Consider the following 25,288-nt stretch of genomic DNA (forward strand, 5'->3'; position numbering starts at 1 on the left):
AAAGTGTCGTTTCAGGCTAAAAAATACACTTGTTGTAAAATCAGTAGCTTACGTAGTTAATCGACATTTCATCAGAAATTTTCAAGTAGAAGTGTTGACGGAGGCCGATAGTGTGTATATTATTCGGTCTCCCTGAACGGAGATGTGGATGAGTGGCTGAAATCACCGCCCTGCTAAGGCGACATACGGGGTAACCTGTATCGAGGGTTCGAATCCCTCCGTCTCCGCCAGGATCTTTAAGTTGTACAGTGCGCCCGTAGCTCAGTTGGATAGAGTATCTGGCTACGAACCAGAGGGTCGGGCGTTCGAATCGCTCCGGGCGCACCAACACTTAAAGCGTTTTACCGAGAGTCTCCATCGTCTAGAGGCCTAGGACACTGCCCTTTCACGGCGGCGACCGGGGTTCGAATCCCCGTGGAGACGCCAACTGTCGAGTTGATGAGTTTTAAAAGTTTGAAATACAGTGCGCCCGTAGCTCAGTTGGATAGAGTATCTGGCTACGAACCAGAGGGTCGGGCGTTCGAATCGCTCCGGGCGCACCAATTTCTTACTATTGCATTAAATGCATTTTTGATCAAATTTTTTAACTTTGAACTTAAATTGCAACACAGTCCCTATAGTTTAGCGGTTAGAACACTGCCCTTTCACGGCGGCGGCCGGGGTTCGATTCCCCGTGGGGACGCCAGAATTCGAATAGAAAACGACTTAAGCGCGAGCTAAGTCGTTTTTTATTGCCTGTCACTTTGATCACCCGATGATTTCGCGCTCAGACAGAGTGAATCGATGTCTTTTGCCCGCTTTGCCTACCAATCCAATCAATTCAATCAATTCAAGCCGTGTACTCGCAAGGCAAATCTTACAATTTGATGATTTTTTGCGACGCTACGTGCTCATTCAGTCTCGTTACGCTGTCAGCTGAGTTTAAATCAGGTACATTACGCTTAAATCAAGAATAAGGATGAGACAGTGAAAAAAAATAATCTAGTGCTGGCAAGTTTGCTGTGTTTGAGTTTGATGGCTTGTGGTGAAAAGCCTGTTGCGACGCCAATTGACGCCAATTCGGTTGATCCAAAATATCAAAATCCATTATTGAATATCGATCCCGCCCAATTTAGTGCGGTGCTTGGTGAGTGTGGCAAAGTGCTCTACGCCGCTTCAGCACCGACCGATGAGACTTGTCGCAACGACGTGAAAGCCAGAGCCGCTAAGCAAGGCATTATGCTCACTGATACGCATTTGAATGAGCCTTTGGTGCATGACCGTTATCAATACAGCACGCGCGCGCAGTAAGTTTAGTGCGTACATTATTTCTCGAATTGAAAAAAGGGTGCAGTTCTGTATGAACTACACCCTTTTTTAATGCCTAAGCTCAACGCTGCGGCGAAAACGCTCGATCAGCAGCCATCCCTTAGCGGGTTATTTTTTTCCTAAAACGGTGATAATTTTTCGGCTGTTATCTGTACGTAAAGCCAGCGCTAGCAAGGCTTGCGCCGCGTCGGCGCGTGGCAAATAATCGCAGCTGTTTTGTGCGTTTGTCGCGTCATCTTCAATCACATAGTGGCCAGTGGCTACTTGATGCGTGAGCCCACCTGGGCGAACAATTAGCCAATCTAACTGGCTGCGACGTAAATGCTGTTCGGCGCGGGTTTTCGCTTGCAGCGCTTCGCCCAATGCTGCTTGCGCTGTTGGTGATAAACGTGACCATTGTTCATCGCAGCCCAAAGACGTCAGCAACACAAACCGACATGGATGACTAGCTTGCTGCGCGGCATCAATGGCGTTGAGATTGCCAATGTCGTCAACACGGCGGCCTTCAGCGTTTTTGCCGCCAAGTAGACTAATTAATAAAGGCGCCGCCGCCGCTGCAATGGCGTTTTGGCAGTCATTTAAATTAAACGCATCGCCGTGCAAAATGGTCACGCCGGCAGCAGCCAGTGCTTGGGTATCGCGACCAGCGCGTACCATGCAGGCAACGCGCAAGCCTTGGCGGCGGGCGTGTTGCACTAAATGCCAGCCAGTATTGGCCGCGCCACCAAAAATTAATAGGTCGTGTTGCTTCATTGCGCCTCGCTCTGCTGCGCGGCAAATTGGCGTAATGCATCGAGTTGATCTTGGCGCAACTCGCCAGCTTCATTACGACCAACAAAGATTTTAAACATTGGGTCGCCACTTAAATTGCAAAAAATCAGGCAAGCGGTTGGCTTATTCATAAATGGGCGCTCAATCCAATAGATGGCGCTGCATTGGCTAAAGCGTAAATGGCCGTGTAAACCGGTGCTGCCTTGCCAGTTATAAAACCCGTGACTGACTTCGCCGTAGGGGAGTGGGCCGGTAAATTCTAAAATCGCATCATTGCTATTACTGATCACCGTCAGGCTGCTGTGCCAAGCATGCATCATGTCCAATAGCGGGACAAACTGGCTGCCAGCCATTTTTTGCCACAGGGTGTTAGGTAGGCATTCGATCACGGTTTGTAGCGGGCACGCGAGGCTATCGGCCAATTGCTCTAAAACAATCCCTGGGTTTTTAGCCAGGCGGCTTTGTAGGGCGGTGATTTGTTCGGCATTTAAAGTGGGGTTCATGGTGGCTCCAGACAGCATTAAAGTAATACAGCAAGTTCGCGGGTGAGTGTTGGCGACCAGAATCGGCCAGCAATACTCAGTGCGGCGTGTTGATCATCGATATTGAGTAAGCCTGCGACTTGCCAATCATTGATTTTTTCTAGCGCAGCGGGGTAGGCGGCGAGTCGTTCGAGTGACAACACGCCACGATCAAGTTCGCCCTGAATCTGGCCGAAAATGCGTTTTTTATCGCTCACGCCGGCGATATAGCTCAAAGGTTTGCTGGTGCTGGCCAAGTAGGCAGTTAATTCGCCCTGCACTTGATAGCTCAAGCCCGAGTGGCAGCCACCCGCGCCCGAGCCAAAGGCGAGGCAGTCGTGACCGGTTTTAATCGCGTTGTTGTAGCGGTTGCGCTCGTTTTTTTGCGGATTGGCAAAATGACTATTACTCACTTGCACCCAACCGGCCGCTTGCATTTTATGCACGGCGTAGGCGTATTGACGCGCTTGTGTGGCCAAATCAGGCAAAGGCTTGAGCGCGCCTTTTGCTATCATGCGATTGATCGGCAAAGACGGAAAAGCGTTAAACGCATAAATATCCAGTCCTGAAAGCCCTAATGACAATGCCACATCCAAATCGTGCGTCCATTTCTCATCATCTTGGCCCGGTAGGCCAAGCATTAAATCGGCCACAATCACGGCATCACAGTCTTGGCATAAAGCGCGCAAATAATCCGCAGCCGCTTCACCGCTATGGTGGCGGCCTAAACGGCGGCGCAGTTGGCTATCAAAACTTTGCACGCCAATCGAGATCCGATTGGCGCCCGCCGCGAGGCAAGCGTTGACTTTGTCTCGATCAAAATGCGAAATCCGCCCTTCGATGGTGATTTCGCAATCATCAGTCAGTGGCAAATACTGTCGAGCGGCGCTTAATAGCCGCGTTAAATCGTTGGCGGATAATGCCGTTGGCGTGCCACCGCCAAAATACAGCGCTTGAATACTACCGCCAGCAGGGCGAGTGCTGGCATCTTGAGCCAGCTCGGCAATCAGGCGGTCGGTATACGGCGTGCCGTGTTTTTCTTGCCATGCATTGCGATAAAAACCGCAGAACACACAATGATTGGCACAAAATGGGATATGAAAATAGGCCAAAGCGCCGTCGCTAATGGCCGCTTGCGTGAGCGTGGCTTGCATCTGCGGCCATTGCTCAGCAGGAATCGGATTGGCACCCCACATCGGCATCAGTGCTTTGCGCTCTGTAAAAGCGTCGGGTAATACATCGTTGTTGCAGGTGAATGGCTTCATGGTTTTGGGTTTAAATGTTAATGATATTCATTATCATTTGAATTGGGTTAAATTTTTTGATTTAAATCAATTCAAATCCGATCGAGGCTGAACAATAGTGATCAACTGACTTGCGATTGTGGCAAGGCACTACTTGCTGGTTACGCTGGGTTTGGTGATCCAACGCGCTGGATGTACCGCCTCAACGAGGCGTCACGCCGTCCTTAGTGAGGTGGCGATCGGGTAGCTTAACCGTCAAATAACACCAAAGGCCGCTGTGGGTCTTGCGGATGAGCGATCACGGTGGCTGCGAGTTGATACGTTTGCTGTAAATGTTCAGGAGTTAAAACATCTTGGGGTATACCGCTGGCAATGATGTCGCCCTTGGCCAGCATGGCAATACGGCTACAGTAGCGTGCGGCCAAATTCACATCATGTAACACCGCAACCACGGCAATACCGGCCTGACGGGTGAGTTTTTGCGCCGCAGCCAAGAGGCCATGTTGATGCAATGGATCTAAACTCGATGTTGGCTCGTCCAGCAATACACAGCGATATTCTCCCGCTTGTTGCGCTGCCAAGGCTTGCACCAACACACGGGCAAATTGCACGCGCTGCTGCTCGCCACCAGATAAAGTCGGGTAGCGCCGCCCAGTGAGGTGGCTAACATCAGCCCATTGCTGCGCCGCATGCGCCACCTCGGCCACCGCACTGGGTGATAATTCGGCAAACGGATACGCGCCCATGGCAATCACTTCATCGACCGATAAATTAAACCCCAGCCCGGGATTTTGCGGCAAAACGGCACGAACACGCGCCAATTGCTGGCTGCCGAACTCACGGACATCTTGCCCGGCCCAACGTACATGGCCGTGCTGGGGCGTCAGCTCGCCCGAAAGTAAGGACAGCAGTGTGGATTTTCCTGCGCCATTGGCGCCCAAAATCGCGGTGAATTCGCCGGCAGGAACCGCCAATGACACCTGATTTAAAATCGGCCGATGGCAGCGTGCAAAAGAAACTTGATCGAGAGTTAACATAAATCAGCTTAAGACGTGCGGCTAAGTAATAGCCAAAGAAAAAACGGCCCGCCAATCAAGCTCGTGACGACGCCAATAGGGAGCTCGGCCGGTGCCACGGCGATGCGGGCGATATAGTCGGCGAGCACTAAAGCGATGGCACCGAGTAACAATGAAGCCGGTAATAAGCGCCGATGATCGGCACCCAACAGCATGCGCGCGCAATGCGGCACCACCAAGCCAACAAAACCAATGCCACCGGTGGCGGCGACTAAAGGGCCAATTAATAGCGCCACCAAAACAATCAATTTACGGCGCAGGCCTTTGATTGCAAAACCCAAATGCAAGGCTTCGCGCTCACCGAGCAGTAGCGCATTCATGGCGCGCCAATAGCGCATAATCCAGATTGAAATCAGCAATAAAAAGGGCGCAAGCATCGCCAAGCGTTGCCAGCTGGCGCCAGCTAAACTACCCATATTCCAAAAAGTCAGGCTACGTAATTGATTGTCATCGGCCAGATAAGTAAATAGCCCCATCAAGCTGCCCACAAATGGCGTTAATCGCAATCCCCGCGAGTAATAAACCGGCCATGCCGGCGTAACGCCGACCAAGGTGATACGCCAAAGCGGTGGCTAAAATACTGCCCAAAAAAGCCGCAGGCGCTAAAATCGCAAAACTACCCCCTCCCAGTACAATCGCACAGACCGCACCCAGAGAAGCGCCGGACGATATACCTATTAATCCCGGTTCAGCCAATGGATTGCGAAACAGCGCTTGCATGGTCGCCCCCGCGAGCGCCAAAACGCCGCCGGCTAAAGCGGCAAATAGCACGCGTGGCAAACGGATTTCGAGCAACACATCGCGCCAAAACTGCTGCTCATCGTTCAATTTTTGCGCCGTACTGAACAACAAACTCGGGATGGCATTGAGGGGAATTTGCACCGTACCGTGGCTAGCGGTAAAGATGAGCAAGGCGAGTAACACACCGACGGCCAACAGCCAGTGAATTGAATTGGCAAACTGAAGTCGACAGCACATTAATATTTCGCCGTGCTAATGAGTTGACGTAACGCTTCTGGCAGGCGCGGGCCAAAGCCAAGCAGTAATAAATCATCCATCACAATCACGCGTTTATTTTTGGCTGCAGGCGATTGCGCCAAGCCGGGGCGCGCCAATAAACCGGCCATTCCGCCCATGCTGCTTAAGGTGCTGGTGGTGGTGATAATCACGTCGGGGCGCAGCGCCGCCATGCCTTCGCGTGACAATGGCTTATAGCCTTGTTGCTGCGCTAACACATTGTGTAAACCGGCCAATTGCATCATCGCATCGGCGCTGGTGTTTTTGCCGGCGCCTTCAGGCTCGCCACTGCGGCTCATCAGCATTAACGCGCTGCTGGTGATTGTGCTGGCCGTCGGCTGCAATGCTTTGACTTCTTGGCTGATTTTATTGGCCAATTGCTCGCCTTGTTGCGGCTGATTGAGTGCCGCAGCGACCCCGCGAATGCGTTGCGATAAGGCCGACAGATTGGCTTGGCCGGGCAAAATAATCACTTTGATGCCCATTTTGCGTAGCTGGGCTAAGGCTTGTGGTGGCCCAGCTTGATCGGTCGCCAACACCATATCGGCCTTGCTGGCCAATATGCCTTCAACCGAAAACTGCCGGTAATAACCGACTTTAGGCAGTTGATTGGCCGCTGCTGGATACACACTGGATTGATCGACTGCGACCAAATGCTGCTCGGCGTTCAGTGCGTAAATAATTTCAGTCAGCGGGCCACCTAAACTCACCACGCGGGGTGGTTTAGCCAGAGCCAGCGCGCTGAAACTCGCAATAAAAAAGAGCAGCAAAAGGGAGGTCAAAGAATAATAAATACGCATGATATATCCAGCAGTAAACGAGTTATGGACTCAAGCTCGCTGGGTTTGGCTTGCCATAACGTGGCAGCTCAAACCCAAGTTCAGAACAGCAATTTATTGCGCTAAAGGCGTGTGGCATAAGTTTTCTAGCAAGGTGCGCCAAGCCGCCAGCTCCGGCACGCCCGGTTTTCGCACACCAAAGAACTGCACGATTAATTCTTCGCTTTCGCTATACACCTCAAGCGAAGTGACCCAACCATCGACGGTGGTTTATTCACTACCCAGCACGAAGCAATGGCGGTGGTATTGAGGTGCAGATTAAATTTCTCATCCAAAATATTGAACCAAGGGCCGGTGCGCAGCAGCTTTTTGACTGGGCCAGAGTGAATCTGCACCATGCCGCGATTGCCAACAAAACACATAATAATCGCCAACTCTGAATCGGCCGCTTGTTGCAGCATGGTTTCAACGGCATCAATCGCTACCGCTTGGGCTAAATCAGCACCCGCTGCACGTAAAGCACCTAAACGGCTGACTTGGTTTTTTGCGTAGCATCGGAAAAAATCCGTGTGTATCGGTCAATGCCAACCATGCGGCACGCAGCGCCGCAGGATCGGCGGCATCACGTGGCATTTCGTCAGCAGGGTAGGGCGCAATACTAGGCCAAGCGGGTGCGGCATCAGCAAATTTTGCGACCAAAGCTTGGTAAGCTGCGATATTGCTGTTGGCGGTCATAAAGATTTTATGCACGGCCACTCCGGCGCCATCAAAAAATTGCAGGCTGAGGCGCTCGCCATCTTGAACGGCGTAATGGCTTTGCCATGCATTAAAAAACATCCGCAAATCTAAATCCGCGCCCAGCACCAAACCGATGGCTTTTTCAGCTTCGATGTGTTCGTATTCACCATGACGCTCGTGCACGCACCATTCATTACGGCTCAAAACCATCACTTCGCCCAAAGGGGCTAAGTCGCGGAAAATAGCTTGGGCTGTGCCTTTGAGTGGAGTGGCGGTGACGCCACATTCGGCGGCAACCAGCTCAGCTTCAGTCACTTGCAGGCGCAGTGCACGATCTCTGATGCGTAATTTGGGCTCGGTTTGGCGTAATGCTTGGTCTGCGGCTTGCAGGCTGGCGGCGCGTTCGGAATAAGTCATCGCGTTCATTGGTTTTCCTTATCTATAAGCTCGAGAGCAAAATATGTTTACAACGTGAGGTTCAAAGTGGACGGTTTTGGGCGGATATTAGAATTTCCAATCGGCGCTCACACGGACATTGCGGCCGGGTTGAGTGAGCCTATCCATGTGTTCGGTGTTGGCCGCTAAACCACGGACATCGCTATCAACCCAATATTTGCGATCACCCAGATTGAAAACACCACCGGTAATCTTCAGATCTTTGCGTGGGCTCCACCAAGCGATTAAGTCCACTAAGCCATAACCCGGTGCTTGAAAGTCTGCTTCACCAGCAACTTCGTCTTGGCCTTTTACTGCGGTGAATAAGATTTGCCCGCCCCATTGCGCGTGTTGGTAGCCCAAGCCAGTAACCGCTTTGAGTGGTGCCACACTGCCCAATGGCCTATCGTTGGTCTCATTCACGCCAACAGCCCAAGCGGCGTTAGCCCAGGTATGCCAACCTTGACCGATCTGCCAGTTCATTCGCACTTCAGCCCCGTAAATACGTGCTTGGCTGATGTTTTGGTTTTGATAGGTGGTGGTGGTACCCGGCACACATTGCGCGCTACCTGGGCAAGACAAGCTCACTTGCTCAATAAAATTGTCGTATTGATTGTGGAAGGTCGCGATGCTGGCGCCTAAATCATGGTCGCCAAAGCGGCCACCCACCTCAACACCATGGCTGGTTTCGGGTTTTAAGTTTGGATTGGCAATGGCGGCATAACCCATTGGTGAAACGTAACTTCCGTTGAGCTCCATCGCGTTCGGCGCACGAAAACCCGCGCTGTATTGGGCAAATAAACGGCTGTTGTCGTTCACTTGCCATGCCGCAGCCAGCTTGGGCGATAGCGCTGAATCGCTCAGGGCCACGGCTTTACCGCCACCATGACTAAATGCGGCATCCACGTCGGGATTGAGTTGATAATTGTCGTAACGTAAACCGGGGGTGAGGGTGAATTGGCCTTGGGCAAAGCTCAATTCATTTTGCGCGTAGATACCCCATTGCGTGGTTTTGGTTTTGGGTACATCGCGCACATTGAGTGCGCTTGAGCTTGGCGTGCCGTCACGCAATTCGGTCAAATGGGTTTGGAACCATTCCGCGCCCACAGTCCAGTGTTGGCCAATATCACCCGCGATTTTTTTCTCCACCAAGCCGTTAACACCGACAGTGTCTTGGTCGTAGCTGGAAATACGGCTCCAGTTTGGGGTGTAAGTTTTGCCTTGCTGGCGCACTTGATACGATTTTTGGGTGGTGTCCATATCTTGGCGGTACACCATCGCTTGTGCCGCATCGATCCAGCCATTTTGGTTTGGTGCGGTGTATGCATAATCGAGTGATACGCGGTGGCGATTTTGTTGGTCTTCAGCGTGGCTCGATTTCACTGAGCTCATCATGGGGGCGCCGATGTCGGTATACATCAAGGTATCGACCGACTTTTGATTGGTTTCGGCGGTAAAGCCTAATTGATGACCACCATCGAGATAATGCTGCAATTTCACTAAAGCGCTGCGTTGTTCAGTATCTTGTGGGTTGGCGGTGGTGCGGCCATATTTTTGCGTGTCCACGCTACCCATGGTGGCTAATTCATGGCCACGGCGACCCGCCACTTGCACTAAACCCAAAGTATTTTCACCCATGGCAAACGCCACCGCCGCTTGCGCGCCGTAGCTTTGGTCGGCACTGGCGTAATCGGCTTTCACTTGGCCGGCAACATCGCCTCGGCCTTGTAATAAATCGGCGGGATTGGTGGTTCGCATGCCGACCACGCCGCCTAAGGCATCCGAACCATACAACGTTGACGCTGGGCCACGTAAGACTTCAATTGCCGATAACTGAGAAAAATCGACTTGGTCGCGGCCGCTATTAAGGTAAGAGCCAAAAGAGAACGCGTCCGGTAGACGAATGCCATCGACCATCATCAGTACGCGGTTACTATCCAAACCGCGGATGCTGACGCTGGATAAACCATAACGGCCATTTTGCCGGATATTCACCCCCGGCTCGGCACGCGAAAAATCACGAAAATCATCAATCATATCGTCATCGAGTACCGTTCTGGTGGTGGTGGTAATCGATGGTGGTAGCTCGCTGAGCTCTTTTTCGGTACGGGTGCCAATCACGACGATCGGGTCAAGCGCCGGAAATACTGGCTCTGCAGCAGCAAACGCATGCTGCATCGCGGCAGAAATTAGCGTCAAAGTCAAAACCGTGGCTTTCATTTTTTGTCCTTTAGCGGCCCGCAGTGCAGCGCGAATGATGCGTTTGCAAATCAGCAGAGACCAAACCAAACGTAAATAAGAATCGTTATCAATTTGTGGTCTGCATGTTAATGATATTTATTCTCATTTGCAAGTTATAATCTTTACCCCTAAAATTAACCCCTCCCTTCAATGGCACAATCAGCGAATGAAACGAATCTATCCCTTATTACTACTGAGCTTATTGGCCGCCTGTCAGTCGCCTAGTTCTTTGCAATCCGCTGCGCCGACAGATCAGCCCGTGGTGTTATTGGGCGAAGTACACGACAATGCGCAGGGCCATCAGCAGCGCTATGCATGGCTCAAAGCCCGAATTAAAGCCGGTTGGCGGGCAGCGATTGCCATGGAACAATTTGACGTTGAACGGCAAGCCGACATGGATCAAGCGCGCGCCAAGCGCCCGAAAGACGTTGATTTTCTAATTAAAAAAGCCGGTGGCGCGCGCTGGGATTGGCCTTTGTATCGACCGATTATTCAATTGGCGATGCAATATGATTTGCCCTTGTTGGCGGCCAATTTATCGCGCCAAGACGCCGCGACCTTGATGAAAAACCCGCAAGCGAGTTTAACTAGTTTGGCGGGCATGGATTTAAATGCGGCTATTGCGCCCGCCGTTTTAGCTGGGCAGCGCCAAGCAGTGCAAGTAGGGCATTGTGGAAAACTACCGCTGGCGATGGAAGAACCCATGGCGCGGGCGCAAATCGCTCGAGATCGCTTAATGGCGCAAGTGATGACACCGTATTTGTCGCAAGGCGTTGTATTGATTGCGGGTAACGGACATACCCGCCGTGATATCGGCGTAGCCCAATGGTTGCCGCAAGCGTATTCGGTGGGCTTTGTTGAATCAGAGCAAGAACATTATTTTGATGAAGTACACCCAATTCCTGCAGCGCAACGCCCAGATCCTTGCGCGACATTGCAATTAAACAAGTCGTAAATTGCCAGATTGAGCGTCAGGCGTAATTTGGGCGCGAAAGATTCGCGCCCATTTTTTATGGCTGCTCGACGCGTGCGGAATGCTGATCGAGTAGGGATTTAAATCAAGCCTTCATCATTGTCGACTAAAATATTCAGTGAATTTTTTAAGGTATTCCGCACTTTTTTACGCGAGAGTAATTTGTTTTGCGCTGGTAGCGGTAAATCGGTCAGTCGCAGTACATTTTTATCAATTAATACGTCGACCAAATCTTCAATCACGCGAATTAAATCGGTATCGAGTGAGTAAAAAACTTCGTCCGATTTCACCAAAAAACTGATTACATCAGGGTGGTTGCTATCGAGCCGTTCTTGGGTATCAGTCGAAGCGTCCACCGAAAGAGAGGTGATTTCACCTTGGGCATTTCGACGGGCATAAAACATAATGGTAGGCTCATAAGAAACATTTAAGTTTGATGTTAGCAGTTTAACCGTAGGCTGTAGATGATCTAAGGAGTAATCAATGGAAAAAGTCAGCAAAACCGATGCCGAGTGGCAGGCTCAGCTCAGCCCCGCCGCGTATTACGTGACACGACAAAGTGGCACCGAGCGCCCATTTAGCGGCCAATACGAAAAAAACCGTGCCGCAGGGCAATACCATTGCATCTGCTGTGGTGCGCTGTTGTTTGATTCAGTCGATCAATTTGATGCCGGTTGCGGTTGGCCAAGTTTCTCGCTGGCGGCCGACGAATCTGGCGTCACACGTATTGTTGATCGCAGTCACGGCATGGAGCGTGTTGAAGTGCGCTGCACACAATGCGACGCGCACTTAGGCCACGTCTTCCCCGACGGCCCAGCCCCCACCGGTGAGCGTTATTGTATTAATTCGGTGGCGCTGGATTTTGAGGCCAAGTAGGGATATGTATTTGATTGTAGATCTTTAAATTCATAGCCTACATGGCAATACGTCAATGTAAAAAAACAAAAAGCCGCACTAAATAGTGCGGCTTTTTATTGGGTTTTCGCGGGCTTTAATTTGCGATCCGCGAGAAGCAGATTTTAGCGTGTGGGCATCATGTGCCCCCAGCACGCTCCGCCATGTGGGCGTTGATGCTCGTAGATATGCTGCACAGGGATTAATCTGGCTGGTGCAATCGGGCGCAGCCATTGTTGATAGGTGTGGTTGGCAATTTGATGCAGTGCGGCGACTTTTTCATCCAGATGCTGCAAAATTCTGGCTTCACTTTGCACTGAGGCTAAATGCTGGTGCTGCTCAATTTGGGCATGATCACTCGCACACCAAGCTCGAATACTGTCTGCAGTGACTTCTAAATGCGATTGCAAGGCCAAATGCGGGCCGAGTGCAAAACCTTTATTCATGCAATGCCGACCAAATAACACGCGCTTGGCGCCGCGTGGAATCGCAAATGTTTCAAAATGCCAATGAAACAGATCTAACTCCCGTTTTGACCCCATCCAGTATTTGGCCTCGCTAAATGTAGTGACCCATACTTTGCCCCAACCAATATGCGGCACGCTATTGCGGCGCACATTGGCCCCGAGCGCGCGAGCCAACATATGCCCACCAAAACAATGCCCTAAAATCGGGCAATTTTTTTGTAATGCATCTTGCAACAAGCGATCTTCGCGACGAATCCAGCTATAGCCATCATTGGCGCTGGCGTTGGATCCTAGCAGCACAATCCCACTAAATTCACTGGCGCGAGTCGGTGGTGCATCTCCTGCATCAATGGTAAATAGGCGATAGGGAATATCGTGCTGCGCTAAAAACGTTTCTAAATAGGCTGGACCTTGGCTTAAATCATGGCGACAAATCGCAATCGGTTTCATGTTTTTTCCCTGCGCTAAAGAGAAGCTAAGCCTAGTTTTTCCTTTGAAAACACGGTGTAAATAGATCGTGCTCGAGCATTAAAAAACCATAAAAACGCCGCATCAACCCTCATTTTTATACTTTCTTTATACCGATGCGCCCTATTTTTGCATGGGCTTTAGTTTGAATTCCTTACAGTGAGCACATGGCGTTCTCGCCTTTTTGGAGGCTGTATGGTGGATTTGATTTATCTGGCAATCATGGCGGTTTTTATGCTGGCTTTAAGGGGCTTAGTGAATTTATGCGCAAAAAGTAAGGGGCAAGCATGAGCTTATTTGAATGGATAGCGGCCGGATGTGCCGTGGTGTTATTGGGCTATTTATTTTTTGCCTTGTTTAAACCGGAGCGTTTTTAAATGCTAAGTACTAACGCGGTATTGCAGTTAATCCTTTATTTGGGCGTGCTCATTGCTTTAGCTTGGCCGGTGAGTTTGCTGATCAATCGGGTGATGGCGGGGCAGATTCCGCTGTTTTTGCGCTGGCTTAGTCCGATTGAGCGTGGTTTTTATCGCTTGGCTGGGGTGAAGCCTGAGCAAGGGCAAAAATGGCAGGCTTATGCCTTGGGCTTGTTATTGTTTAATCTTTTGGGTTTTATTGCGCTGTATGTATTGCAGCGCAGCCAAGGTGGCTTGCCACTCAATCCGCAAGCGATGCTCGCGGTCTCGGCAGACTCGGCCTTTAATACGGCGATTTCTTTTGTCGCCAATACCAATTGGCAGGGTTATTCCGGCGAAGCGACGATGAGTTATTTGACGCAAATGCTCGGTTTGACAGTACAAAACTTTTTGTCTGCCGCCAGCGGGATTGCCGTAGCGATTGCCTTGATTCGCGGTTTTGCCAACCACCAAAGCCAGAGTGTGCGTACCGCTGCGCCAGCGGCGGTGAGTATTGGTAATGTGTGGGCGGATTTAACGCGCATTACGCTGTATCTATTAATGCCGATCGCCTTCGTCTTGGCGTTGTTGCTGGCTGGGCAGGGCGTGATCCAAAACTTTAAACCCTACCAAACGGTGAGCACGCTGGATGCGGTAAGCTACTCGCAAGCCAAATTGGATGCCGCAGGCCAGCCAATGCAAGACGCAGCTGGCAAGCCAGTCATGGAAACCATCAGCCAAAACAGCCAATTGATCGCGATGGGTCCCGTTGCCTCGCAAGAAGCGATCAAGATGCTCGGTACCAATGGAGGTGGTTTTTTTAATGCCAACTCCGCTCATCCGTTTGAAAATCCAACGCCGCTGAGTAATTTTTTGCAAATGTTGGCGATCTTTTTAATCCCTGCAGCGCTGTGCTTCACCTTTGGCCATAGGGTTGCCGATCATCGTCAAGGCTGGACGATTTTGGCCGCGATGACCATTTTGTTTGTCTTGGCGTATGGCGTGATTGTCAGCGCCGAACAAGTGGGTAATCCGGCCTTTGCTCATTTTGGGGTTGATCAAACCAGCAATCTAGAAGGCAAAGAAACGCGCTTTGGCATTGTGGCATCGAGCCTATTTGCCACCATTACCACCGCCGCATCATGCGGGGCGGTCAATGCCATGCACGATTCATTCACGCCCATGGGCGGCATGATCACCATGCTACTGATGCAATTGGGTGAAGTGGTGTTTGGCGGTGTGGGCTCGGGCCTTTATGGCATGTTGGTGTTTGCGATTTTGGCGGTGTTTATTGCCGGCTTAATGGTGGGACGCACCCCTGAATATCTAGGCAAAAAAATCGAAAGTTTCGAAATGAAAATGACGGCGCTGGTGATTTTAGTCACGCCTTTATTGGTGCTGTTAGGTACGGCCTTGGCTGTCAGTACCACGGCGGGACAAGCTGGGATTTTTAATCCGGGAGCGCATGGCTTTAGCGAGGTGCTGTATGCCTTATCGAGCGCGGCCAACAACAATGGCTCGGCTTTTGCCGGCTTATCGGCCAACACTCCGTTTTATAACGTGCTGTTAGGCTTAGCCATGTGGTTTGGCCGCTTTGCCGTGATTATTGCGGTGCTGGCGATGGCGGGATCTTTAGCTGCCAAGCCTCGGTTGGCGGTGAATGTTGGTACCTTGCCAACGCATGGCCCACTGTTTGTCATGCTGCTGGTTGGCGCGGTGCTCTTGGTTGGCATGCTCAATTATATTCCGGCGCTCGCTTTAGGCCCGATTGTAGAACAACTGCAAATGATAGCGCAGTAATTATAAAGGGTATTGCTGTATAGCCCTTTATATTTAAGGTTTATATGGCAATACCTAGGCTGTATTAATATTTCGCGATCAAGGATATGCAATATGACAAGCAAAACTCTTTCTTTACTCGATCCGGCGCTGATTCGGCCGGCGATTTGGGGGGCGATCACTAAGCTCTCTCCAGCGGTGCAATGGCGTAATCCAGTGATGTTGGTGGTGTATGTTGGCGCCATCCTCACGACTTTATTGCTCGGGCAAGCGCTACTCGGTCAAGGTGAAGCGCCAACTGGATTTATTGCGGCGATTACTTTATGGCTGTGGTTTACCGTGTTGTTTGCCAATTTTGCCGAAAGTTTGGCAGAAGGACGCAGCAAAGCGCAGGCCGCCAGTTTGCGCGATACCAAGAAAAACGTGATGGCGCGCCAGCTCAAAGCACCGTTACATACTGCTGCTGCCGAAATCACCGACAGCGCCAGCTTGCGAAAAGGGCAGTGGATTTTAATTAACGCCGGTGAAGTGATTCCCGCCGATGGCGAAGTGGTAGAAGGCGTCGCCTCAGTCGATGAATCGGCGATTACTGGTGAATCGGCGCCGGTGATTCGCGAAGCGGGTGGGGATTTTTCGGCGGTCACGGGGGGCACACGCGTGCTGTCCGATTGGATTGTGGTGCGGGTGACCGCCAATCCGGGCGAAGCGTTTTTGGATCGAATGATTGCGATGGTTGAAGGCGCAAAACGGCAAAAAACCCCCAATGAAATCGCGTTAACCATTTTATTGGTGGCGTTAACAATTGTGTTTTTAGTCGTCACCGTGACGTTGCTGCCGTTTTCACAGTTTAGCGTTGTCAGCAGTGGCTCGGGTTCACCGGTGTCGATTACGGTGTTGGTGGCGTTGCTGGTTTGTTTGATTCCAACGACGATTGGCGGTTTATTGTCTGCCATCGGTGTGGCGGGGATGAGCCGCATGTTGGGCGCAAATGTGATTGCCACTTCGGGGCGAGCGGTTGAAGCCGCTGGCGACGTGGATGTGTTGTTGTTGGATAAAACCGGCACCATCACTTTGGGTAATCGGCAAGCGGTGAAGTTTATTCCGGCGCCGGGTGTGGCTGAAGCGCAATTGGCCGATGCCGCCCAATTTGCCTCCTTGGCCGATGAAACCCCAGAAGGTCGCAGTGTGGTGGTGTTGGCCAAGCAATTATTTAATTTACGTGAACGCCAATTGCTCACGCACGAAGTGGAATTCATTGCCTTTAGCGCCAACACCCGCATGAGTGGGGTGAATTATGATGGGCGCGAAATTCGGAAAGGGGCGGTGGATGCGATTCGTCGTTATGTGAATGAGGCGGGCGGGCAATTCCCCGAAATCGTTGGCAAGTTGGCCGATGAGGTGGCACGTCGGGGCGCTACGCCGCTTTTGGTTTGCGAAAATCATCAAGTTTTGGGGGTGATTGAGCTGAAAGACATTGTGAAAGGTGGGATTAAAGAGCGCTTTGCCCAACTGCGAACGATGGGCATTAAAACGGTGATGATTACCGGTGACAATCCGCTGACCGCTGCTGCGATTGCTGCCGAAGCTGGGGTCGATGATTTTCTAGCCGAAGCGACACCCGAAGCCAAATTGGCCTTGATTCGTGAAAATCAAAGCGAAGGCAAATTAGTCGCGATGACGGGTGATGGAACCAACGATGCGCCCGCTTTGGCGCAAGCCGATGTGGCGGTGGCGATGAATACCGGCACACAGGCCGCCAAAGAAGCCGGCAATATGGTGGATCTGGATTCAAACCCCACCAAATTGATTGAAATCGTCGAAATCGGTAAACAAATGCTGATGACGCGCGGCGCATTGACGACGTTTTCGGTGGCCAACGACATTGCCAAATACTTTGCCATTATTCCGGCGGCCTTTGCTTTGACCTATCCGCAACTCAATACCCTCAACGTGATGGGCTTACATTCGCCCGCATCGGCGATTTTATCGGCGGTGATTTTTAATGCGCTGATTATTATCGTGCTAATCCCATTGGCACTCAAAGGCGTGCCATATCGGGCGCAAAGCGCGGCGCAATTATTGCGCAGTAACATGCTGATTTATGGTTTGGGCGGGGTGTTGGTGCCCTTTGTCGGTATTAAATTAATCGATGTATTGCTTACTAGGGTCTTTTGACGTTTGGTTTCCCGCCGCGCTGGATCGATTTTCGCGGCGAATCAAGGCGTAGTAAGTGCATAGTCATTCTATGTGAGCTTGCTACAACGTACGATACGCCGCGAAAAGCGCCCAGCCGGATTTTTATATATAACAACTCGGTTTGGCGGCTTTTGGCCTGATGCTGCGTTACAAAGCGCTGGCGTAGAATGACTACGCTGCGCACTTCGTGCCTTGCCTCAGGCCAAAATCCGCACAAACGCGGCTGGCAAACCAAATGTCAACAGACCCTCCTTAAATCTAGTCTGAGATTGAATAAAATACATGGGGTGGGTATCTGCACCCCATTTTAAAAGGACAGTATGATGCTTCAGCAATTACGCCCAGCCTTGGTTTTATTGATCGCCTTAACCTTGCTCACCGGTGGGCTGTATCCCTTATTGGTGACTGGCGCAGCGCAGGCTTTGTTTGCGCAGCAAGCGGCCGGAGATTTTATTGAACGCAATGGCCAGATCGTTGGTTCACGTTTAATTGGTCAAGCCTTTAGCGCGCCGCATTATTTTTGGTCGCGACCTTCAGCAACTGGCCCGATGGCCTATAACGCTGCCGCATCGTCAGGCTCAAATTTAGGCCCAACTAATCCAGCTTTTTTAAGCCTGGTTAAAGATCGCGTTAGCGCCATTCAAGCAGCGCATCCAACGCAGCAAGGGCCAGTTCCTTTGGACTTAGTGACGGCTTCGGCCAGTGGTTTGGATCCACACATTAGCCCCGCCGCCGCCGCGCAATATCAGGTGTCGCGTGTTGCAAAAGCTCGCAATTTAAGTGCCGAGCAAGTTCAGCACCTCGTCAAAACTTACACCCAAGGCGCACAATGGGGCCTATTTGGCGAACCGGTGGTGAATGTACTTGAACTGAATTTGGCGCTGGATCAACTCGCGCAGCCAGCAACCGTTAACGCACCGTAACCCCTTCACGACAGCGCGTTGGCCATTTGATTCGGTCCACGCGCTGCGCTGGTTTGAAACTAGGAATAGACCCAATGATGACTGAAGCCCTGCGCCGCGACCCCGATGCGCTATTGGCGCAATTGCAGCGTGACGATGTTGCGGCCACTCGTGGGCATTTAAAAATCTTTTTTGGTGCTTGTGCCGGTGTTGGCAAAACCTACGCCATGCTCGCCGCAGCACAAGCGCGCCAGCGTGAAGGGCAGGCAGTCTGGGTGGGCGTGGTTGAAACGCATGGGCGCAGCGAAACCCAAGCGCAATTGCAAGGTTTAGCGATTTTACCGCCCAAGTTGATCGAGTATCGCGGCCGGAAATTGGCCGAGTTTGACTTGGATGCGGCCTTATTGCATCCCTCGGCACTCATTTTGGTGGATGAGTTTGCGCATTCCAATGTGGCGGGTAGCCGCCATTTAAAACGCTGGCAAGACGTTGAAGAACTCTTGGCGGCGGGCATTGATGTATTTACCACGCTCAATGTTCAGCATCTAGAGCGCCTCAATGACATTGTTGGGCAGATTACCGGTGTGGTGGTGCGCGAAACCGTACCGGACCGCATGTTTGATTTAGCCAATGAAGTGACGTTGGTGGATTTGCCGCCCGAAGAATTACTCAGCCGCATGGCAGCAGGCAAGGTGTATTTGGGTGAGCAAGCTGATCGAGCCGCAGCGCATTTTTTTTCGCAAAGGCAATTTGTTGGCGCTGCGTGAATTGGCCTTACGCCGCACGGCAGATCGAGTGGATGCGCAAATGCGAGCGTATCGCGCCGATCAATCGATTCAGCCGGTTTGGCAAACGCGTGAGCGTTTATTGGTTTGTGTTGGGCCGGGTTCAGATGCGGAAAAACTGATTCGTAGCGCTTCGCGCTTAGCGGCGAGTTTGCATGCCGATTGGCTGGCGATTTATGTGGAAACGCCGGCATTACAGCGGCAAACCGAGCGGCAACGCGAGCAAATTTTATCCAGTTTGCGTTTAGCGCAAGAATTAGGCGCAGAAACCAGCGTGCTCGCTGGTACTCAATTACCTGCGACATTGCTCGCCTACGCTCAAAGCCGCAATGTCTCTAAATTAGTCGTGGGTAAATCCAGACGCAGTGGCATCTCGCGCTTATGGCGCTTGCCGTTGTTTGAGCAATTGGCGCAACAAGCCCAAGACGTCGATGTTTATGTGGTGGCGCATGAATTAAGCGACAGCCCTAGCGAGGGGCAGGGCAGCGTAATGAAAAGCTCATTTTTTAGCGAGCAAGAGGCCAAAACCGATTGGCGTGGTTATGGCTTGGCGCTAGGTGCTTGCTGTTTGACTTCCTTACTGGCCGCTGCGCTATTAAATGTCTTTGATTTAGCCAATGTGGTGATTGTGTTTTTATTGACCGTGGTGCTGGTGGCGATTCGTTGTGGCCGCGGCCCTGGCGTCGCCGCGTCGATCTTAAGCGTATTGTCGTTTGATTTCTTTTTTTGTTGCGCCTAAATGGTCATTTACGGTTGCCGATACCCAGTATTTGTTTACCTTTGCGCTGATGTTGATTGTGGCGCTGATTATTAGCCAATTGGCGGCGCGGTTGCGCTTTGAGGCGCAAGTGGCGACCTCGCGAGAGCGCCGAACTCGCGCTTTATATGAATTAGGTCGTGAATTGGCCGGCGCTTTAACCGCCGCCAGCGTGGTTGAAATTGGGGTACGGCGCTTAGCCGAATTGTTTGATGCTCAAGTGCTGATTTTATTGCCCGATGCACAAGATCAATTGCAGCCGGCGGGCAATGGGCAGGACTTTGATTTGGGCATGGCGCAATGGGTGTTTGATCATAGCGAGCCCGCAGGGCGCGGCACGCAGACTTTACCAGCTAGCAAAGCAAGGTATTTACCGCTCAAAGCGCCAATGCGCTTGCGCGGCGTATTGGGTTTAATTGCTAACGCCAATTTATTTATTGCCACCCCAGAGCAGCAGCGATTACTTGAAACCTGCGCCAGTCAGATTGCGATTTCTTTAGAGCGGGTGCATTACGTTGAAGTCGCGCAAGATGCGATTGTGGTGATGGAAAGCGAGCGACTGCGCAATAGCGTGTTATCGGCGGTGTCGCATGATTTACGCACTCCGCTGACTAGCTTAATCGGTAGCATTAGTTTGCTACAATCGGGGCAATTATCGGTTATTGAGCAAAACCAGACTGTTTTGGCCTTGCAACAAGAAGCACTACGCATGAATAGCATGGTGATTAATCTACTCGATATGGCCAAATTGCAATCGGGGGTTTCGCTCAAAATGGAATGGCAGCTGCTCGAAGAAGTCGTCGGCAGCGCTGCGCGCGAATGCCGCAATGCTTTGGCGCAGCATCAGCTGCGAGTGCAATTACCCGCTGATTTACCTTTTGTTGAATATGATGCGGTGTTGATTGAGCGGGTTTTGGTTAATTTGCTAGAAAATGCGGCTAAATATACCGCCGTAGGCAGTGAAGTGCTGATCAGCGCCCAGCTCGAGCCAGAAATGATTCGAGTGATGGTCAGCGACAATGGCGCTGGCTTACCCGCTGGTGCAGCGGAACGCTTATTTGATAAATTCACTCGCGGCGCCAGTGAATCGGCAACGCCCGGCGTGGGTTTAGGCTTGGCGATTTGTCGCGCGATTATTCAAGCGCACGGTGGCCAAATTCAGGCGCGTAATCTTAGCCCCACCGGCGCGCATTTTAGCTTTACATTACCGCGCCGCAACCCGCCCCTTATTAGCCCGGAATTAGAATGAACGAGCTGTCTGCCACCTTGGTTTTGATTGAAGACGATGCGCCGATTCGGCGTTTTTTACACACTACGCTGGCCTTGGCGGGCATGCATGTGTTTGAAGCCGAAACCGGACAGCGCGGCTTAATGGCCGTCGCCAGCCGTAAGCCGGATTTAGTGATTTTAGATTTAGGCCTGCCCGATATGGATGGGCTAGAAGTGATTCGGCAATTACGCGATTGGACTGATTTACCGATTTTGGTACTGTCTGCGCGATCACAAGAAAACGAAAAAGTCGCCGCACTGGACGCCGGTGCCGATGATTATTTAAGTAAACCCTTTGGCGTGGATGAATGTTTGGCGCGAATTCGGGTGTTATTGCGTCGGCATACTGGGCATAGCGCCAAGATTGAGCAAAATTTTGTTTTTGGTGAAGTGCGAGTCGATTTAGTACTCCGGCAAGTTTACCGCGCCGAACAAAGCATTCACTTAACCCCGATTGAATATCGGCTATTAACCACCTTAATTCGGCACGCCGGCAAAGTGATCACCCAGCGCGAATTATTACGCGAAGTCTGGGGCCCCAATCACAGCGAATCGAGCCAGTATTTGCGAGTATATATGGGGCATTTACGCCAAAAACTCGAAGTCGACCCTGCTTTACCCAAGCATTTAATCACCGAAACTGGCGTGGGCTATCGCCTTGTAGCGGGTTAGGCTGCGCTTGGCGCGTTGAATGCTCTGATTAGGTCTCGGTGGTTGAATGGCTAAACGCTCGAACAAATGCGCCTATCCGCGTGCGCAAACCCTGCGGATTTGCACACCCTACGCGATATTAAGAACGCTATTGTATTAATTCGGTGCACACTGAATTTTTAGACAGCGTAATCTTTGCCGATTGTAGGTTAAGAGCTAACTCCACTTTATAAGTAAGGTTACGCCTAATTACATGTAAATCTATGTGTCGAGTATTAAATCCAAGGAAAATAATTAGATGCTGAATGCTCCTTCTGACCTCCTGCAATTTGATCAAGAGCTCCGAGAGTTGATTGGTGTAAAACATGATGCTCGGCCCTTCTTGTGCGAAGGGCTACCATTTGGATGCCCGATATTTTTGGTTGGAATCAATCCGGGAAAAAACAGCGAGTTTTGGCCACATTGGAATGCGATAAAGGGTTGCAACAAAAGAGGATGGATGGAAGATTACTGCGCTAAACATGGGCGTTTAAGTCCCACACGAGCGCGTATTGAAAGACTCTTCAAGGCTATGGGGACACTTCGCTGTTTAGAAACGAATATTTTCCCATTTGCTTCCCCTCGGGAGTCTGATCTTGATGCGTCACTGCGTAATACACGAGTCTTTGATTTTCTTCTGAAGTCAATTCGGCCGCAGGTTATGTTTGTTCATGGAGCAACGGCGATTGAGCACCTAGTTAAGTTGACTGGTAGCAATTTACCAAAGGGCCAATTTACTACAGTCACATATCTTGGCAACACATTTGAAATTTTCGCCGGTAACCATCTTTCATATCAGTGGTCATATGCTGAGGTTGATGATCTAGGTAGGATACTGGCTGATAGGTGTAGCGAGAAGCTCACTACAACAAGATTGATTGAAGCGGTGTAATGCACTTCGGTTGTATATCTTGAATGGATGTATTTCATTGTAGATTGTAAATTTCAATGCTTGAAGTGCAATACCTCAATAAAAAAGCCGCACGAATAGTGCGGCTTTTGCATTTCGGCGTTCGGTGTTTAATCCGCGATCCGTGCCAATTCTTCAAAATACGTTGGGAAGGTTTTGGCGGTGCATTTGGGGTCGTTAATGCGAACCGGTACGCCTTTGATCGCCACCAGTGAGAAGCACATCGCCATGCGGTGATCGTCGTAGGTGTCGATTTCGGCGTTGGCGGTGAGTGCTGCGGGTGGCGTTACCGAGATCCAATCTTGGCCTTCAACTACGGTGGCACCGACTTTGCGTAGTTCGGTGGCCATGGCCGAAAGGCGGTCGGTTTCTTTGACGCGCCAGCTTTCGATATTGCGGATGGTGGTGGTGCCTTTGGCGTAGAGCGCGGCAATGGCGATGGTCATCGCGGCGTCAGGGATGTGGTTGAGATCGACGTCAATCGCGGTGAGCTGGCCGCTCGCCGGTGGTGCGGCTTCAATCCAGTTGGGTCCCCAAGTAATCACCGCGCCCATTTCTGCCAGCGTATCGGCAAAACGTTTATCGCCTTGAATGCTGGTTGAACCCACGCCTTCCACGCGCACCACGCCGCCACCGATGGCACCGGCAGCGAGGAAGTAAGACGCGCTGGATGCGTCGCCTTCAACGTGGATTTCGCCGGGGCTGGTATAACTTTGGCCGCCGGGGATGAAAAATTCGTTCCAGCTTTTACGCTCGACTTTCAGGCCAAATTTGGCCATTAAATTCAGTGTGATTTCGATATACGGTTTAGAGATCAATTCGCCGATCACATCAATCGTCATATCACGCTGGGTGAGGGGTATCGCCATCAACAGCCCAGTCAGAAACTGGCTGGAGACATTACCCTTCACGGCAATGCGATTGCTCGTCACGCTGCCGGGGCGAATTTGTAGTGGCGGAAAGCCTTCGTTGCCCAAATATTCGATATTGCAGCCCGCTTGCTGTAAGCCGGTTACCAAGTCGCCAATTGGGCGCTCGTGCATGCGTGGCACGCCAGAAAGACGGTAATCGCCGCCAGCAAACGCTAGCGCCGCCGTCAATGGGCGAAACGCCGTGCCAGCGTTACCAAGGAATAAATCGGCTTGTTTAACCGGGAATTCACCGCCACAGCCATGCACGATAAAATCACGGCTGTTGCCGATTTGCTCGATCTTGATGCCAAGCGCCGTGAGGGCTTCGAGCATGCGTTCGGTGTCGTCCGAAGCGAGTAAACCCAAGACACGGGTGCTGCCTTGGCACAATGCTGCCAGTAACAACGTGCGATTTGAAATGCTTTTTGAGCCGGGCAGGGCAACGCTGCCATTCACGCCCGCAATCGGGGCAAGATCCAGAAATTCCATCATGGTTTCCTAAAAATAACACGGTGTTAAATGGGCAGCGCTGATCGATTCGCTGGCGAGCTCAATCAGTGGCGCTGTTGTTGAAGCATCGATTTAGACTGGCTCGGTGCGCCGCGATTGAGCGCCAACAGCGGCGTTGGCTGGTACTGCTTTGCTGCAAACTAAGTTATTGGTCAAAGTTTTCGCGCAAGGCCAAGCAACGATGCACGGGCACTTTTGCCGAGCTAATTATGTTTTTAATTTATTGAGCGCGGTATACACCAGATCCGCTTCAAGTTGATTGAGGCAGTTCATATGCCCCAGTGGGCAAACGCGGGCAAAGCAGGGGCTGCATTCTAAATCAAGGGTCACAATCTTGGCCTTAATCGCCAGCGGTGGGGTAAAGCTCGGTGAGCTCGAACCAAACACCGCCACTAAAGGGCGCTGTAATGCGGCGGCCACATGCATTAAACCCGAGTCATTACACACCACACTGCTGGCGAGCGACATTAAATCAATCGCTTCGGCCAGACTGGTTTTGCCGGCTAAATCGAGGACTTGCGGCGCGAGCTGGCGAATTTCGCTGCAAATTTCTTGGTCTTTATTTGATCCCAATAGCCAAACTTGCTGGCCTTCGGCGATCAATCGATTGGCCAATGCTGCGGCGTGTACCGCAGGCCAGCGTTTGGCTGGACCGTATTCTGCACCCGGGCAAATGGCGACGATGGGCGTATCCAAACTTAAACCGAGTTTACGCACCGTGGCATCGCGCGCGTCGGCGTTGATGGTGAGTACCGGAAACGGCATGGCTTCAGTGAGCGGTACGCCCGCATCGGCACCCAGGGCGTAAAAGCGCTGCGCCATTTGCGGTAGCAAAATCGGGTCTAGCTCGCGCGCATCATTGAGTAAGCCATAGCGCATTTCACCCAACCAACCGGTGCGCTTGGCAATGCCAGCAAAAAACGGCACTAAGGCCGATTTGAGTGAGTTCGGCAGCACAATCGCTTGATGATAGCCGCGGGCTTTGATTTGTCGGGCTAAGGCCCAGCGTTCACGTAATTTGAGTTCGCCATGGGTAAATGGCGCGTCGATCAAATCGTTAATTTCGGCCATCCGCGCATGCAGCGGTCGCGTCCATGCAGGCGCGAGCACGTCGATTAGCGCATCAGGGTGGCGCGCTTTGATTCGTGCATACAGGGGCTGGGCCATAATGGCATCGCCCACCCAAGCGGGAGCGACGATGAGAATTCGTTTCAAAATTAATTTTCCTAAATACTGCGCGGTGTTAACGCGT

Annotated in this window: 25 protein-coding genes, 5 tRNA genes and 1 pseudogene; 17 read left to right on the forward strand and 14 right to left on the reverse strand. The window is 51.5% G+C overall.

From position 1 onward, the window contains the following. The first annotated feature begins 138 nt into the window (after positions 1 to 138). From GKO28_RS12760 to GKO28_RS12785, 6 genes are all read left to right on the forward strand, one after another. Positions 139 to 230, forward strand: a tRNA-Ser gene (locus GKO28_RS12760). 20 nt (positions 231 to 250) lie between these two features. Then, positions 251 to 327 (forward strand) — tRNA-Arg (locus GKO28_RS12765). A gap of 23 nt (positions 328 to 350) precedes the next feature. Beyond that, a tRNA-Glu gene (locus GKO28_RS12770) sits at positions 351 to 426 on the forward strand. Between the two features lie 39 nt (positions 427 to 465). After that, positions 466 to 542 (forward strand) — tRNA-Arg (locus tag GKO28_RS12775). A gap of 68 nt (positions 543 to 610) precedes the next feature. Further along, a tRNA-Glu gene (locus GKO28_RS12780) sits at positions 611 to 685 on the forward strand. A 281-nt stretch (positions 686 to 966) separates the two neighbouring features. Further along, positions 967 to 1,290, forward strand: a complete 324-nt coding sequence (locus GKO28_RS12785; protein ID WP_182076512.1) for a hypothetical protein — start codon at positions 967 to 969, stop codon at positions 1,288 to 1,290. Between the two features lie 126 nt (positions 1,291 to 1,416). Here the strand turns inward: GKO28_RS12785 and GKO28_RS12790 are convergent, their stop codons facing one another. From GKO28_RS12790 to GKO28_RS12820, 10 genes and pseudogenes are all read right to left on the reverse strand, one after another. After that, positions 1,417 to 2,061, reverse strand: coding sequence for an NAD(P)H-binding protein (locus tag GKO28_RS12790; RefSeq protein WP_182076513.1), 645 nt, complete (start codon positions 2,059 to 2,061; stop codon positions 1,417 to 1,419). Then, the gene (hutX, locus tag GKO28_RS22330; RefSeq protein ID WP_307839010.1) at positions 2,058 to 2,582 is read right to left on the reverse strand and encodes a heme utilization cystosolic carrier protein HutX; all 525 of its coding nucleotides are present in this window, start codon (positions 2,580 to 2,582) and stop codon (positions 2,058 to 2,060) included. The genes GKO28_RS12790 and hutX overlap by 4 nt, the downstream gene beginning before the upstream one ends. A 17-nt stretch (positions 2,583 to 2,599) precedes the next feature. After that, positions 2,600 to 3,865: a heme anaerobic degradation radical SAM methyltransferase ChuW/HutW gene (hutW, locus tag GKO28_RS12795; protein ID WP_307839011.1), complete on the reverse strand. Its 1,266-nt coding sequence runs from the start codon at positions 3,863 to 3,865 to the stop codon at positions 2,600 to 2,602. A 227-nt stretch (positions 3,866 to 4,092) separates the two neighbouring features. After that, positions 4,093 to 4,881 carry a heme ABC transporter ATP-binding protein gene (locus GKO28_RS12800; RefSeq protein WP_182076514.1) on the reverse strand — a complete coding sequence of 263 codons (789 nt, stop codon included), beginning with the start codon at positions 4,879 to 4,881 and terminating at the stop codon, positions 4,093 to 4,095. An 8-nt stretch (positions 4,882 to 4,889) separates the two neighbouring features. Next, positions 4,890 to 5,396, reverse strand: a complete 507-nt coding sequence (locus GKO28_RS20090) for an iron ABC transporter permease (RefSeq protein WP_247646534.1) — start codon at positions 5,394 to 5,396, stop codon at positions 4,890 to 4,892. Then, on the reverse strand, positions 5,368 to 5,898 hold the full coding sequence (locus tag GKO28_RS20095) for an iron ABC transporter permease (protein ID WP_247646535.1): 531 nt from the start codon (positions 5,896 to 5,898) through the stop codon (positions 5,368 to 5,370). Before GKO28_RS20095 ends, GKO28_RS20090 begins: the two co-directional genes overlap by 29 nt. After that, positions 5,898 to 6,737 (reverse strand): hemin ABC transporter substrate-binding protein, encoded by an 840-nt coding sequence (locus GKO28_RS12810; protein WP_182076515.1) that lies wholly within the window; start codon positions 6,735 to 6,737, stop codon positions 5,898 to 5,900. Before GKO28_RS12810 ends, GKO28_RS20095 begins: the two co-directional genes overlap by 1 nt. A 93-nt stretch (positions 6,738 to 6,830) precedes the next feature. Next, positions 6,831 to 7,291, reverse strand: a pseudogene (locus GKO28_RS20105) (ChuX/HutX family heme-like substrate-binding protein). After that, a complete protein-coding gene (locus GKO28_RS20110) occupies positions 7,215 to 7,880 on the reverse strand; it encodes a ChuX/HutX family heme-like substrate-binding protein (RefSeq protein WP_247646536.1) in 666 nt (221 codons plus the stop codon). The pseudogene GKO28_RS20105 and the gene GKO28_RS20110 overlap by 77 nt, the downstream one beginning before the upstream one ends. A gap of 78 nt (positions 7,881 to 7,958) precedes the next feature. After that, positions 7,959 to 10,109 (reverse strand): TonB-dependent hemoglobin/transferrin/lactoferrin family receptor, encoded by a 2,151-nt coding sequence (locus tag GKO28_RS12820; protein WP_182076516.1) that lies wholly within the window; start codon positions 10,107 to 10,109, stop codon positions 7,959 to 7,961. A 187-nt stretch (positions 10,110 to 10,296) separates the two neighbouring features. Between GKO28_RS12820 and GKO28_RS12825 the strand changes: the two genes are divergently transcribed. Further along, positions 10,297 to 11,085, forward strand: coding sequence for a ChaN family lipoprotein (locus tag GKO28_RS12825; RefSeq protein WP_182076517.1), 789 nt, complete (start codon positions 10,297 to 10,299; stop codon positions 11,083 to 11,085). A 98-nt stretch (positions 11,086 to 11,183) separates the two neighbouring features. On the opposite strand, the gene GKO28_RS12830 is transcribed toward GKO28_RS12825, so the two are convergent. Beyond that, entirely contained in the window at positions 11,184 to 11,507 is a 324-nt protein-coding gene (locus GKO28_RS12830) for a hypothetical protein (RefSeq protein ID WP_182076518.1), read from the reverse strand. 79 nt (positions 11,508 to 11,586) lie between these two features. On the opposite strand from GKO28_RS12830, the gene msrB reads away from it, so the two are divergent. Continuing rightward, positions 11,587 to 11,979, forward strand: a complete 393-nt coding sequence (gene msrB / locus GKO28_RS12835; protein WP_182076519.1) for a peptide-methionine (R)-S-oxide reductase MsrB — start codon at positions 11,587 to 11,589, stop codon at positions 11,977 to 11,979. 143 nt (positions 11,980 to 12,122) lie between these two features. Here msrB and GKO28_RS12840 read toward each other — a convergent pair whose 3' ends face one another. Continuing rightward, positions 12,123 to 12,914 (reverse strand): type 1 glutamine amidotransferase, encoded by a 792-nt coding sequence (locus GKO28_RS12840; protein ID WP_182076520.1) that lies wholly within the window; start codon positions 12,912 to 12,914, stop codon positions 12,123 to 12,125. A 305-nt stretch (positions 12,915 to 13,219) separates the two neighbouring features. Between GKO28_RS12840 and kdpF the strand changes: the two genes are divergently transcribed. The 9 genes from kdpF to GKO28_RS12875 all read left to right on the forward strand — a co-directional run bounded on the left by kdpF (position 13,220) and on the right by GKO28_RS12875 (position 22,597). Further along, positions 13,220 to 13,309, forward strand: a complete 90-nt coding sequence (gene kdpF, locus GKO28_RS12845; RefSeq protein WP_182076521.1) for a K(+)-transporting ATPase subunit F — start codon at positions 13,220 to 13,222, stop codon at positions 13,307 to 13,309. Continuing rightward, positions 13,310 to 15,127 (forward strand): potassium-transporting ATPase subunit KdpA, encoded by a 1,818-nt coding sequence (gene kdpA, locus GKO28_RS12850; RefSeq protein ID WP_182076522.1) that lies wholly within the window; start codon positions 13,310 to 13,312, stop codon positions 15,125 to 15,127. 93 nt (positions 15,128 to 15,220) lie between these two features. Continuing rightward, complete coding sequence (kdpB, locus tag GKO28_RS12855; RefSeq protein WP_182076523.1) at positions 15,221 to 17,281, forward strand: potassium-transporting ATPase subunit KdpB; 2,061 nt, start codon at positions 15,221 to 15,223, stop codon at positions 17,279 to 17,281. A 341-nt stretch (positions 17,282 to 17,622) separates the two neighbouring features. Then, positions 17,623 to 18,225 (forward strand): potassium-transporting ATPase subunit KdpC, encoded by a 603-nt coding sequence (gene kdpC / locus GKO28_RS12860; protein ID WP_374220729.1) that lies wholly within the window; start codon positions 17,623 to 17,625, stop codon positions 18,223 to 18,225. A 74-nt stretch (positions 18,226 to 18,299) separates the two neighbouring features. After that, a complete protein-coding gene (locus GKO28_RS20115) occupies positions 18,300 to 18,971 on the forward strand; it encodes a hypothetical protein (protein ID WP_247646537.1) in 672 nt (223 codons plus the stop codon). Further along, positions 18,907 to 19,728: a DUF4118 domain-containing protein gene (locus GKO28_RS21600; protein ID WP_307839013.1), complete on the forward strand. Its 822-nt coding sequence runs from the start codon at positions 18,907 to 18,909 to the stop codon at positions 19,726 to 19,728. Before GKO28_RS20115 ends, GKO28_RS21600 begins: the two co-directional genes overlap by 65 nt. After that, a complete protein-coding gene (locus GKO28_RS21605; protein ID WP_282099300.1) occupies positions 19,703 to 20,995 on the forward strand; it encodes an ATP-binding protein in 1,293 nt (430 codons plus the stop codon). Before GKO28_RS21600 ends, GKO28_RS21605 begins: the two co-directional genes overlap by 26 nt. Next, entirely contained in the window at positions 20,992 to 21,687 is a 696-nt protein-coding gene (gene kdpE / locus GKO28_RS12870; protein ID WP_182076525.1) for a two-component system response regulator KdpE, read from the forward strand. The genes GKO28_RS21605 and kdpE overlap by 4 nt, the downstream gene beginning before the upstream one ends. 277 nt (positions 21,688 to 21,964) lie before the next feature. Continuing rightward, complete coding sequence (locus GKO28_RS12875; RefSeq protein ID WP_182076526.1) at positions 21,965 to 22,597, forward strand: hypothetical protein; 633 nt, start codon at positions 21,965 to 21,967, stop codon at positions 22,595 to 22,597. Between the two features lie 128 nt (positions 22,598 to 22,725). On the opposite strand, the gene aroA is transcribed toward GKO28_RS12875, so the two are convergent. Both aroA and waaF read right to left on the reverse strand, forming a co-directional pair. Further along, positions 22,726 to 24,015 (reverse strand): 3-phosphoshikimate 1-carboxyvinyltransferase, encoded by a 1,290-nt coding sequence (aroA, locus tag GKO28_RS12880; RefSeq protein WP_182076527.1) that lies wholly within the window; start codon positions 24,013 to 24,015, stop codon positions 22,726 to 22,728. Positions 24,016 to 24,243: 228 nt separating this feature from the next. Next, the gene (waaF, locus tag GKO28_RS12885; RefSeq protein ID WP_203564317.1) at positions 24,244 to 25,254 is read right to left on the reverse strand and encodes a lipopolysaccharide heptosyltransferase II; all 1,011 of its coding nucleotides are present in this window, start codon (positions 25,252 to 25,254) and stop codon (positions 24,244 to 24,246) included. Positions 25,255 to 25,288 lie beyond the last annotated feature (34 nt).

Source organism: Deefgea sp. CFH1-16 (assembly GCF_016881365.1).
Lineage (GTDB): Bacteria > Pseudomonadota > Gammaproteobacteria > Burkholderiales > Chitinibacteraceae > Deefgea.